10 protein-coding genes are annotated in these 12,230 nt (G+C 61.5%); 5 read left to right on the forward strand and 5 right to left on the reverse strand.

The genetic code is table 11. The features are described 5' to 3' along the window. The first annotated feature begins 67 nt into the window (after positions 1 to 67). The 3 genes from AC1D17_RS01755 (at position 68) to queF (ending at position 3,719) form a co-directional block, all read left to right on the forward strand. A complete protein-coding gene (locus AC1D17_RS01755) occupies positions 68 to 2,257 on the forward strand; it encodes an anthranilate synthase (protein ID WP_477563701.1) in 2,190 nt (729 codons plus the stop codon). Between the two features lie 77 nt (positions 2,258 to 2,334). After that, on the forward strand, positions 2,335 to 3,258 hold the full coding sequence (locus tag AC1D17_RS01760; RefSeq protein ID WP_477563702.1) for a cation diffusion facilitator family transporter: 924 nt from the start codon (positions 2,335 to 2,337) through the stop codon (positions 3,256 to 3,258). Beyond that, on the forward strand, positions 3,255 to 3,719 hold the full coding sequence (gene queF / locus AC1D17_RS01765) for a preQ(1) synthase (RefSeq protein WP_477563703.1): 465 nt from the start codon (positions 3,255 to 3,257) through the stop codon (positions 3,717 to 3,719). The genes AC1D17_RS01760 and queF overlap by 4 nt, the downstream gene beginning before the upstream one ends. A gap of 56 nt (positions 3,720 to 3,775) precedes the next feature. Here the strand turns inward: queF and AC1D17_RS01770 are convergent, their stop codons facing one another. Then, complete coding sequence (locus AC1D17_RS01770) at positions 3,776 to 4,354, reverse strand: HupE/UreJ family protein (protein WP_477563704.1); 579 nt, start codon at positions 4,352 to 4,354, stop codon at positions 3,776 to 3,778. 249 nt (positions 4,355 to 4,603) lie between these two features. Between AC1D17_RS01770 and AC1D17_RS01775 the strand changes: the two genes are divergently transcribed. Beyond that, positions 4,604 to 5,188 carry an ATP-dependent Clp protease proteolytic subunit gene (locus AC1D17_RS01775; RefSeq protein WP_477563705.1) on the forward strand — a complete coding sequence of 195 codons (585 nt, stop codon included), beginning with the start codon at positions 4,604 to 4,606 and terminating at the stop codon, positions 5,186 to 5,188. 97 nt (positions 5,189 to 5,285) lie between these two features. Here the strand turns inward: AC1D17_RS01775 and AC1D17_RS01780 are convergent, their stop codons facing one another. Together AC1D17_RS01780 and AC1D17_RS01785 are read right to left on the reverse strand one after the other, a co-directional pair. Beyond that, on the reverse strand, positions 5,286 to 5,672 hold the full coding sequence (locus AC1D17_RS01780; protein ID WP_477563706.1) for a type II toxin-antitoxin system VapC family toxin: 387 nt from the start codon (positions 5,670 to 5,672) through the stop codon (positions 5,286 to 5,288). Between the two features lie 2 nt (positions 5,673 to 5,674). Further along, the gene (locus AC1D17_RS01785; RefSeq protein WP_477563858.1) at positions 5,675 to 5,950 is read right to left on the reverse strand and encodes a type II toxin-antitoxin system Phd/YefM family antitoxin; all 276 of its coding nucleotides are present in this window, start codon (positions 5,948 to 5,950) and stop codon (positions 5,675 to 5,677) included. 377 nt (positions 5,951 to 6,327) lie between these two features. Here AC1D17_RS01785 and leuA point away from each other — a divergent pair, with 377 nt between their 5' ends. Further along, positions 6,328 to 8,037, forward strand: coding sequence for a 2-isopropylmalate synthase (leuA, locus tag AC1D17_RS01790; protein WP_477563707.1), 1,710 nt, complete (start codon positions 6,328 to 6,330; stop codon positions 8,035 to 8,037). An 85-nt stretch (positions 8,038 to 8,122) separates the two neighbouring features. Here the strand turns inward: leuA and AC1D17_RS01795 are convergent, their stop codons facing one another. Beyond that, entirely contained in the window at positions 8,123 to 8,803 is a 681-nt protein-coding gene (locus tag AC1D17_RS01795) for a peroxiredoxin-like family protein (protein ID WP_477563708.1), read from the reverse strand. Positions 8,804 to 8,818: 15 nt separating this feature from the next. Then, entirely contained in the window at positions 8,819 to 12,100 is a 3,282-nt protein-coding gene (locus tag AC1D17_RS01800) for an adenylate/guanylate cyclase domain-containing protein (protein ID WP_477563709.1), read from the reverse strand. Positions 12,101 to 12,230 lie beyond the last annotated feature (130 nt).

The raw sequence follows: 12,230 nt of genomic DNA on the forward strand, positions 1-12,230 counted from the left end.
CCCGGATGTTTCGAGGCGGCTTTTTGTATTCGGGCCGCAGGAATGATGGGCCTGAACGGAGCGACAAATGGCGACGACAATTCTTGCAGACGGTGCGGAAGCCTATACCACCAAGGGCGGCATTTCCGTCACCCGCCGGCGGCGTGAGGCCCCTTATGGCGAAGCGATCTCCAGCTATGTCGACAGGCTCGACGAACGCCGGGGTGCCGTCTTCTCCTCCAACTACGAATATCCGGGCCGTTATACGCGCTGGGATACGGCGATCATCGACCCGCCGCTTGCCATCTCCTCCTTTGGCCGCGCGCTGTGGATCGAAGCCTATAACGAGCGCGGCGAAACGCTCTTGGCGATGGTTGCGGCGCACCTTGCCGGTGTTGCCGATATCACGCTTGGTGCCGCAACGACGCGCCGTCTTGATCTCACCATCAACATGCCCGACCGGGTGTTCACCGAAGAAGAACGCTCGAAGATGCCGACCGTCTTCACCGTGCTGCGCGCCGTCACCAATCTCTTCTATTCACAGGAAGATGCCAATCTCGGCCTCTACGGCGCCTTCGGCTATGATCTGGCCTTTCAGTTCGATGCGATCGAACTCAAGCTGAAGCGTCCCGATGACCAGCGCGACATGGTGCTGTTCCTGCCTGACGAAATCCTCGTCGTCGACCACTATGCCGCCAAGGCCTGGATCGACCGCTATGATTTCGCCAAGGATGGCGAAACGACGGAAGGCAAGGCGGGCGACATCGCCCCGGAACCCTTCCGTACCGTCGACAGCATCCCGCCGCATGGCGACCATCGCCCCGGCGAATATGCCGAACTCGTCACCAAGGCGAAGGAAAGTTTCCGCCGCGGCGATCTGTTCGAAGTCGTTCCGGGCCAAAAATTCTTCGAGCGCTGCGAAAGCAAGCCATCGGAGATTTCAAACCGGCTGAAGGCGATCAATCCGTCGCCTTACTCCTTCTTCATCAATCTCGGCAATCAGGAATATCTGGTCGGCGCCTCGCCTGAAATGTTCGTGCGCGTCTCCGGCCGCCGTATCGAGACCTGCCCGATTTCCGGCACGATCAAGCGCGGCGACGATCCGATCGCCGATAGCGAACAGATCCTCAAGCTGTTGAACTCCAAGAAGGACGAATCCGAACTCACCATGTGCTCGGATGTCGACCGCAACGACAAGTCCAGGGTCTGCGTGCCCGGTTCGGTCAAGGTCATCGGCCGCCGTCAGATAGAGATGTATTCACGGCTGATCCACACGGTCGATCATATCGAGGGGCGCCTCCGCGACGACATGGACGCCTTTGACGGTTTCCTGTCGCATGCCTGGGCCGTTACCGTCACCGGTGCACCGAAGCTGTGGGCGATGCGCTTCATCGAAAGCCATGAAAAGAGCGCCCGGCTCTGGTATGGTGGTGCCATCGGCATGGTCGGCTTCAACGGCGACATGAACACGGGTCTGACGCTGCGCACCATCCGCATCAAGGACGGCATTGCCGAAGTGCGGGCCGGCGCGACGCTGCTCAACGACAGCAACCCGGAAGAAGAAGAAGCCGAAACCGAACTGAAGGCATCCGCCATGATCGCAGCGATCCGCGACGCAAAATCCGCCAACAGAAGCGGCGCCGGCCGCGATGTCGCTCCGGTCGGTACCGGCGTCAACATCCTGCTGGTCGATCACGAGGACAGTTTCGTCCACACGCTGGCCAATTATTTCCGCCAGACGGGCGCAACGGTCACGACCGTGCGCTCGCCGGTTGCCGACGAGATTTTCGACCGGGTAAAACCCGATCTGGTGGTCTTGTCGCCCGGTCCTGGCATGCCGAAGGATTTTGATTGCAAGGCGACAATCAAGAAGGCGCGCGCCCATGATCTGCCGATCTTCGGCGTCTGTCTTGGTCTGCAGGCGCTGGCCGAAGCCTATGGCGGCGATCTGCGCCAGCTTGCGGTGCCGATGCATGGCAAGCCCTCGCGCATCCGCGTGCTTGAGCCTGGCATCGTCTTTTCCGGCCTCGGCAAGGAAGTCACGGTCGGCCGCTATCACTCGATCTTTGCCGACCCCTCGACCTTGCCGCGCGATTTTATGATTACCGCCGAAAGCGACGACGGCACGATCATGGGCATCGAGCATACCAAGGAACCGATCGCCGCCGTGCAGTTCCACCCGGAATCGATCATGACGCTGGGCGGCGATGCCGGTATGCGGATGATCGAGAATGTCGTGGCGCATCTGGCCAAGCGGGCGAAGATCAAGGCTGCTTGAGCGACAACGGACGCAGGTTGAAAACCGCCGCGCCCGACATGGCGCGGCGGTTCTTTTATGGAAAATGAGGACCAGCGATGGCGACTGAAATTCGGAAAAACAAAGCGCAGCGCCTGGCCTTCTGGGGTATTCCGCTGGCAATCGCCGTGCTGGGGCTGAAGATGCTTGCCTGGTGGGTGACGGGCTCGGTCGCGCTGCTGTCGGACGGCCTGGAATCGATCGTCAACGTCGTTGCCGCCATCGTCGCCTTCGTCGTCGTCGGCTATGCCGCCAAACCCGCCGACGCCGGCCATCCCTTCGGCCACTACAAGGCCGAGTATCTTTCAGCCGTCACCGAGGGCGTGCTGATCGTCGTCGCGGCCCTTTTGATCGCCGCCGAGGCGATACCGGCCATCCTGGCGCCGCGCTTGCCGGAAACACCGGCGCTCGGTCTGGCGATCAACCTTGCGGCGGGCGTCATCAATGGGATCTGGGCCTATGCCCTGATCCGGGCCGGGCGGGCTTTACGCTCGCCAGCGCTGACCGCAGACGGTCATCATATCCTCTCCGATGTCGTCACGTCGATCGGCGTCCTGGTCGGGCTAGTGCTCGCCATTCTCACCGGTTATGCGGTCCTTGATCCGCTGCTTGCGGTGGTCGTTGCCTGCAACATTCTCTATCAGGGCTGGAAGGTTATCGCGCGCTCGATCGCCGGGCTGATGGACAAGGCCGTTCCGGCCGAGGAGGAGGAGGCGATCAAGCAGGCGATTGCGTCCAACGCGACCGGTTCGCTCGGTGTGCACGACTTAAAGACGCGCGAGGCAGGGGCGGCGATCTTCGTCGAATTCCATATGGTTGTTCCGGCGGCCATGCCGGTCCGTGAGGCGCATAACATTTGCGACCGCCTTGAAGATGCCATCCGGGACGTTCATGCGGGGGCCAAAATTACCATTCACGTCGAGCCCGAGGGCGAAAAGGCCCACGGCATTCGCGTCAAAGTCATCGAAGGATTGAGATCATGACAACAACAGACGTTTCCGGCCTGTCGCAACTCGGACAGAACGTAGCGGCGCCCAAAAGCCCTGAGGAGGCGGTGCTCGAACGCGTTCCGACCAGCCATGCCGGTACTGATTTCGTCGTCCGCTTCACGGCGCCGGAATTCACCTCGCTTTGCCCGATGACCGGCCAGCCGGATTTCGCCCATATCGTCATCGACTATGTCCCGGATGGCTGGCTGGTCGAATCCAAGTCGCTGAAACTCTATCTGCATTCGTTCCGCAATCATGGTGCCTTCCATGAGGATTGCACACTCGATATCGCCAAGCGGCTGGTCGAGCTGCTGGCCCCGAAATGGCTGCGGATCGGCGCCTACTGGTATCCGCGCGGCGGCATTCCGATCGATGTCTTCTGGCAGACGGGCGCTCCGCCGGAGGGGCTCTGGCTGCCGGATCAGGGCGTGCAGCCCTATCGCGGGCGCGGCTGAAACGAAAAAAAAACGGCGGGTGTTGAGCCCGCCGCTTTTCGTTGAAGCAATGGCGATCAGTTGAAGATCAGCGCCAGCCCGGCAAACGCAGTAATGCCGCCGAGAAGGCGCGAAATGGTCCGGCCGGACGACAAGCGGCCGATACCGAGCCCAAGACCGATACCGGCGGCATGCAGCAGAGCGGTTGCAACGACGAAGCCGGTGCTGAAGGGCAGGGCGCTGGCCGCACCCAGCTCACCGCCATGGGCATAGCCGTGGAACAGGGCGAAGACGCCGACGACCGCGGCGCAGGCGGCGGTTTCCAAGCGAACGGACATGGCAACCAGAAGGCCAAGCGCGACGACGGAGGCGAGAATGGCCGGCTCGACGAAGGGCAGGTGGACGCCGGCCATCGCCAGCACAAAACCGAAGACCATGGTGCCGACGAAGGCTGCAGGGACTGCCCACAACGCGCGTCCGCCGGTCTGGGCTGCCCAGAGGCCGACGGCGATCATGACGAGGATATGGTCAACTCCCGACAGCGGATGGGTGAAGCCCGCCACAAGCGATCCGTGCCCGGCGGGATCAAGATGGGCGAAGGCTGGTGCGGTCGAAGCGGCGAAGGCTGCGGCGGTAAGAAGAAGGCGTCTTTTCATTGTTGTCCCCACTGAAGGGCGGGGATGTGGGAGGCACCCCGCCAGATGCGAATTCGTGACATCAGCATCTTATTTGGCAATATACCTCTGTCCATACGGCAATTGCCTTAGGCGGCATCTTTACCATAGCCGCAGGGTGTTGCTGATTGCGCTTTCATCGGCATCCGCTTTTGTTGCATTGTTTTCACAGTCGAGTCGCCTTATCTGACAGCGGCAGGACATTTGATTTTATTTCGCGGGAGAGTTCGCATGAACGAAGACGACGACGACGACAAGAAGACGGAATTGCCTTTGGGCAAGGAGACTGAGGCGAACCTGTTCAAGTCGCGCTCGATTTTCATCTATGGCCCGATCAATCAGGAACTGGCGCAAAAGGTCTGCTCGCAGCTCGTGGCGCTCGCCGCCGCCAGCGACGACGATATCCGCATCTTTGTCAGCTCCCCGGGTGGGCATGTCGAATCCGGCGATTCGATCCATGACATGATCAAGTTCATCAAGCCGAAGGTCTGGATGATCGGAACCGGCTGGGTCGCTTCCGCCGGCGCACTGATCTACGTATCGGCTCCGAAGGAACGGCGCATTTGCCTGCCGAACACGCGCTTCCTGCTGCATCAACCCTCCGGCGGCACGCGCGGCATGGCGTCCGACATCGAGATTCAGGCTCGCGAAATCATCAAGATGAACGAGCGCCTGAACAGGATCTTTTCCGAAGCCACCGGCCAGCCGGTCGAAAAGATCGCCAAGGACACGGACCGCGACTATTGGCTGTCTGCCGACGAAGCCAAGGCTTACGGCCTCGTGTCACGGATTGTGACGTCGCAGGCCGACATCTGAGGCTTTCAGATAGTCGAAGCTTTTCAAACCCCGCTGGTCGCCCGGCGGGGTTTTTGTTAGGCGGTGACTGGCGCTGTACAGGTTTGGTTTGTTGAGGTTATGCCATTGCTGACAGCGGGTGATCTGCCAAGGCCGCGTCTATTGTCACGAGTCTCATGCCTTCCACAGCGCACTGAGCGAGAAGCAGTCTGTCAAACGGATCCCTTGTTGGCGGCTCGGGTTCGACATGCGCCAGGGCGTGATCTTCGGTGATGTGCAGAAGCGTAATATCAGCATTGCGCGCAGCTTCGGGTAGGCTTTCCGGAGCCGCATTTAAGGGCAATTTGCCAATCCGCCATTTGATAGAGATTTCCCAAAGACTGGCCACGCTGAGATAAAGTTCCTGCCCAGACCCTTCCATTTCCTGTCGGATAGCCTTTGGAAGATCGCCGAACCGACCTTCTACCAATGCGATGAATATGTGCGTGTCCAACAAGAGCGGCATAGTCATTTCACTGGGAATGGCGGAAGCGGTGTGATCAGAAAATCCTCCGGCAAAGGATCATCGAAGTCCGCTGGAATCTCTCCGAAAAAGTTCGTAATTCCCTGTTTCTTCTTGAAGGCTGCAAGGCCCTCCCAATTGATCCCGCCCTTCTTTTTCGCCGGCACAAGCTCCATCACCGGCTTGCCGTTGCGGGTCACCGTGATCGTTTCGCCGGCCTCGACGCGGCGGGCGAGTTCGGTCAGCTTGTTCTTGGCTTCTCGGATCGGGATCTGGACCATCAAGACAGTGTAGCTGCATGTGGCTACATTATCAATCTCGCTGATTTGCTGAGGACCGCCCTTGCCCTTGCGGTCGCCTGCGGCTATACAAGCCGCATGTCGAACACAGGCGCCATCATCGTCGAACAGGCTACCCGCGGGCACGTTGCCATCGCGGATCGTTCGCGCGCCTCGCTTCTTCTTCTCGGCCTTACACGCGGTTGCCGGGTTCTTTGAAGGAGCGCCCGGCGGCCGAAAGCCCACCGGCCCCAGCTCCTTGCATCCTTTGAATTCCAGTTACGAAAAGAACCCGAGAGCCAGCATTTTGCCGTCGCAATGCGACCGTCGATCGGTTATTGCATGCGGATTATGCGCCTCACAGATGAAGAGAAGCCGCAATGATCATGAAGTCCCATACCGTCAAGCAAGGCATGCCCGAGGCCGCGGTCAAGTATCAGCCCTATCCGCAGATCAATATTCCCGACCGCACCTGGCCGGGCAAGACCATTACTCAGGCACCGATCTGGTGTTCGGTCGACCTGCGTGACGGCAACCAGTCGCTGGTCGACCCGATGGGCCACGACCGCAAGGCCCGCATGTTCCAGCTGCTGCTGGACATGGGCTTCAAGGAAATCGAGATCGGCTTTCCGTCGGCGTCGCAGACCGATTTCGACTTTGCCCGCTGGTGCGTCGAGGAGGGCAATGTTCCAGCCGATGTTTCCCTGCAGGTGCTGGTCCAGTGCCGGCCCGAGCTGATTACCCGCACGTTCGAATCGCTCAAGGGCGCCAATAAGCCGATCGTGCACTTCTATAATTCCACCAGCGAATTGCAGCGCCGCGTGGTGTTTGCCAAGGACGTCAAGGGCATCAAGCAGATCGCAACCGACGCGGCCAAGATGATTGCCGACATGGCAGCCAAGGCCGGCGGCGGCTTCCGGTTCGAGTATTCGCCGGAAAGCTTTACCGGCACGGAGCTGGAGGTGGCGCTGGAAATCTGCAACGCGGTGTCCGAAATCATCCAGCCGACGCCGGACAACAAGCTGATCCTGAACCTGCCCTCGACGGTGGAAATGGCGACGCCGAATGTCTATGCCGACCAGATCGAGTGGATGTGCCGCAATCTCGACAATCGCGAAAACCTGATCATCTCGCTGCATCCCCACAATGACCGCGGCACGGGCATCGCTGCGACCGAGCTCGGCCTGATGGCCGGCGCCGACCGTGTCGAAGGCACGCTGTTTGGCAACGGCGAACGTACCGGCAATGTCGACGTGGTGACTTTGGCGCTGAACATGTTCACGCAGGGCATCGATCCTGGCCTGGACTGCTCCGATATCGAGCGGATCAAGGAAGTCTACGAATATTCCAACCAGATGGTTATTCCCGAGCGCCACCCTTACGTCGGCGAACTGGTCTATACGGCGTTTTCCGGCTCGCACCAGGACGCCATCAACAAGGGCATGAAGGCGATCAAGGTTGCCAACAAGCCGCTCTGGGAAGTGCCCTATCTGCCGATCGATCCGCAGGACGTGGGCCGCTCCTACGAAGCGATCATCCGCATCAACTCGCAGTCGGGCAAGGGTGGCATCGCCTATATCCTGCAGGAGGATTACGGCATCAACCTGCCGCGCAACCTGCAGGTGGAGTTCCGCGAGGATATCCAGCGCATCACCGACGAATTCGGCAAGGAACTGCCGTCGAAGGCGATCCACGCCCGCTTCATCGAGCGTTATGTCGATCAGCCGGATGCGCGCATCCGTTTTGTCGATCATCACACCTATCCGGTCGGTGAACACAAGGGCGTGCGCGTGGTTGCCGCCGAAATCACCGACAATGGCGAAGCCAAGCGGATCGAAGGCAAGGGCACAGGCCCGATCGACGGCTTCATCAACGCGCTGTCGATCTATCTCGGCGTCGACATGTCGGTTGCCGACTACTCGGAACATTCGCTGCAGCACGGCTCGAATGCCGCCGCTATCGCCTATGTCGAGGTCGAATATCCCGGCGGAAAACTGTTCGGCGTCGGTATCAATACCAACATCGTCGCCGCCTCTCTCGAAGCCATCGTTTCGGCTGCGAACCGGGTGCTGGAGCTGAAGGCGCGGTAGTTCCGGAGCCGCGGCCGGGTTTTGGACACAGCGTCCATATTTCGCGCGCCCTCGGGCGCGCGAAATTGTGCCGTGGAGGCTTCCCTTATGCGGGAAGCTGCGCGGCGGCGGACATCAGCTCCTGCCGGCTCGGGCTGGAGAAGAGCCGGCTCCCGTCGCCGGGAACTTCGGTGAAGCACCAGCGGACGATGCCGTCTTTGTCGAGAAGGAACTCGCCCGTCAGCTGGCCATATCCGTTGGCCTTCATCTGGCGGTCTTCGTCTGTCTCTTCGTATTCGTCCAGCTTGTCGAGAAATTCAGACGCGGCCATTGGATCCATTGGTTCGGGCAGTTCGCCGGGCAGGTCGATGCGCATGCTCATCATCGTGGGCATGCCGACCTTGTACGGCCACTTGTCTTCGTCTTCGGTGAATTCGAGATTGGGCAGGCCGAAGGCGCGGTGCGAAACCCGATCCGGATCGGACGCTGCGAGCAGATTGGGTATCGGATGATAGCGGAAATAAAGCCGGGCACGTTCGGTCGGCGTATTGACGATCGTCAGGCTGTCGATGCCCTGGTCGTGCAGCGGCGTCTCCAGTTCCGCCATCGCCGCGATCTGGCGGCGGCAGAACGGGCAGTGCAGGCCGCGAAACAGTCCCACCAGAACGGGCTTGCGGCCACGAAAGTCGTCGATGGCGATCTTGCCGCCACGGGTGATTGCGTCAAGCACCACATTGGGTGCGCGGTCGCCGGGTCTCAACGGGCTTTGGTTGTTGTGCTGTTCCATTGCTGAATTCCTCCGTTAATCAAGAAACGGCAGTATTATCAATGTCTTGGGGTCGATATCGTGCCGGGCACAGATATCCTGCGCCAAATCGAAGTAACGTTCCGCCTCGTCCATGTCGTTGTCGTCGAGGCTGAGCGTTGCCAGGCCATCGTAGCACGGAAACAGCAATTGCGCCTCTCCGGTGTCGCGGGCGGCCTCGAGCGCCTCAAGATAATGGCGCCGGGCGAGATCCGGCTGGCCGTGGCACTGGTAGATCTGTGCGAGGACCAGCAGCGGTACCGGCAAATGGTCCCGCTGGTCGAGCGCCCGGTCGATCGCCAGCGCCTTGTGAACCGCTGGCATGCCCTCTCGCGAGCACCGATCGGTGAAGGTGCAGTAGGCGACAGCGATATTCGTCAGCAGCCGCGCCTGGAAGCCGAAATCGCCGATCCGTTTGGCCATCTCGTAGCCGCGTGCGCAAATCTTGATGGCGAGCGCCGGATCGATGATCGTGTAGAGCACGCCGAGATTGGTATAGCCGCGACAGGCGGCATTGAGCTGCCCGCAGCGGAGCGCTGCCTCGACGCTACGCTCGACCTCGGCGACGGCCTCCCTTGTGTTTCCGAGCCGTGCGAGCGCCGTTCCCTTGGTATTGAGCGCCTGCGCGATCGCCAGGGTGGCTTCGTTGGCCGTCTCCCCGCCATCCTCCTGCAGCGCCGGCTGTGCGGCGCAGTGCAAGGCTTTGTCGGCCCATTTGATGGCGCCGGCATAGTCGCCGGTGCGGAAAGCGAGATGCCCCTGTTCCTGCAACAGATGCGCTTGTTCGATCGGGGTACTTGCGTTCTCCAGTAATGCCGCAGCCTCGGCAAAGCGGCTGCGCGCCGCTTCGCGATTGCCGGAATCGAAGAGCAGCCGGCCAAGTTTGCGCAATATCCGCGCCGCTGCCGTTTTATCGTTCGTGTCCTGGTAGGCCTTGAGGACTGTGCCGTAAAATTCCGTCGCTCTGTCGCGCTGGCCGGTCGGTCCGCAAAGGTCGGCAATCCGCTCGCATGGGACAAGCCAGGCGCCGTCGCGGCGATCGTTGAGCGCGTCGAGCGCCTCGTCGTAGAAGCGGATCGCGTCGTCATTGGCATAGGCCATGCGGGCGCGGTCGCCGGCGGCTATCAAATAGCCGGCTCCCTTCGGTTTCTGCGCGGAACGGCTGAAGTGATGGCCGAGCAAGGCGAGATCTTCGAGCCGGCCGGGATCTGCGCCATATCGCCGTTCGAGGGTTTCGCCGATGAGCCCATGCAATTCGCTACGTCGCTTCAGGAGCAGGTTGTCATAGACCAGCTCATGGAGCATCGTCTGGCGAAAGCCATAGGAGACCGGCGCGGCCGGCGTCGTGCCGGCCACCTCCTCGATGATTTCCGCCTCGCACAGCTGATCCAGATCTGTTTCGATCCCGGCCGAATCGGGAAGGACGGCTTCGAGGATCGAAGTGTCGAAGCGCGTGCCTATGACCGCCGCCGTCTGGGCAAGCTTGCGCATACGCGGCGGTAGCCGGTCGATCCTTGCCAGTATGATCGCCTGGATGTTGAGCGGAATGTCGGCGTTGACCGCCTCGGCGGTCACGTTCCAGCGGGCGCCGTTGCGCTGCAACCTGCCGTTTTCGATCAGGCTGCGCACGATCTCCTCGATAAAGAGCGGGTTTCCGCCGGCACGGTCGACGATCCGGTCACTGAGCCTTGCCGGCAGTCCGCCCGCGCCGAACAGGGCGGAAAGCAGGCCATGCCCCTCGGCGGCGGAAAGGGGAGAAAGGCGCAGCATCGTCAAGCCGGCCCTGGCAGAATTCAGCCTGTCGGTTTCGAATGCGGGCCGATGGGTGGTAAGCAGCATCAGCCGGTTGCGCTCTAGCCGGTCCATCGCAAATCGCAATGTTTCCAGAGAGGCGGCGTCGGCCCAATGCAGGTCTTCGATCACCAGAAGCAGCGGCGCCCGCTCCAGCCGCCGCTCGAGGATGGTGCGGATGGCATAGAAAATCTGCCGCCGCAATTGCTCGGGCTCGACATGTTTGAGCAAGCCGCCCGGATCGCCAAAGCCGAGAATATAAAGGAAGAGCGGGACCAGCCGTTCCTGGTCTGCGGGCGTCACGTCGAGCGCATCGAGACCCTTGGAAATCTGCCGGCGCGCGTCGTCCGCGGGGTCGTTTGTGCCAATCTCATAGGCGCTGCGGACGATCGCGGCGAGTGCGCCGTATGACGGCTCGCCGAAGGACGAGCATGCCGCCTGACGGACCACAACACCGGAAAAACGGGTATCGTTCCGTACCCGGTCAAGGAATTCGTTGACCAGGCGCGTCTTGCCAGCGCCCGCTTCTCCCGTCAGACGCACAAGCTGCGTGACGCCGGCACAGGCGGCATCGAGGCGGCGCAGCATGCTGCCGAGCTCCGCGTCGCGGCCGACCATCGGCGCGCTGAACCCGAGTGCGGATAGCCCGCGCGGACTGGCGGCGGCCTCGATGCGGCCGGTCAACCGGTGCACCAGAACGCCCTCGGTCTTGCCGCGCAGCGGCAGCGTGCCGAGCGAACTGAAGGAAAAGGCATGCCGGGTGAGGCGGTGGGTGACAGGCCCGACGAGAATGTCGCCCGGTTTCGCCATCGATTGCAGGCGCTGTGCGATATTGACGGTGTCGCCGGTCACCGAATAAGCCTTGGTGCCGCCTGCACCCAGTCCCCCGGCAACCACTGGCCCGGTGTTCACGCCGATATGAAGCGCGAGCGGCAGGCTGATGCGGTTGCGCCAGCGCTCAGCGATATGCGTCAGCCGATCGATCATTTCCAGCGCGCTGTGCAAGGCGCGCTCCGGGTCGTCTTCATGCGCCTGCGGCGCGCCGAACAGGGCAAGCAGGGCGTCGCCGATGAATTTATCGACAAACCCGCCAAAGGCCGTCACTGCGTCGGTCCATTCCTCGAAAAGTTCGTTCTGAAGTGTCTGCAGCAGTTCCGGGTCGGTCTGCTCGCTGAGGGTGGTGAAATTGCACAGATCGGCGAACAGCACGGTAACGGTGCGCCGGTCGGCATCGGCGGTCTGAGCGGTTCCGGGCGGCTCTCGCGCGGATTCCGCAACCGGGGCTGCGACCGGTGCCGGGTCGGGACGGGACTGCCCCGTTTTTCCCCCCAGCTGGGTGGCCATATCTGCGCCGCATTGCGGGCAGAAGGCAAAGTCCGGCAGGCAGAGGTAACTGCATCTTGGGCAGGGCTTCGGCTGCTTTGCTCCGCAGTTCGGGCAAAAGGCAAATCCGGGCAAGATTTCATAACCGCATTGAACGCAGTTCATCGCCGCAGGCCTTGGGAGCCATGCTTCAACGGGCTCTCTTGAGCGTGCGGTGGCTCCGACTGCGACGGATAATGGACCCGATCCGCGGACGTAGCAAGCGCGAAACCCTGCTCTCTCCGGGGCTGCGCCA

The organism is Pararhizobium sp. P1_E7 (assembly GCF_056405855.1).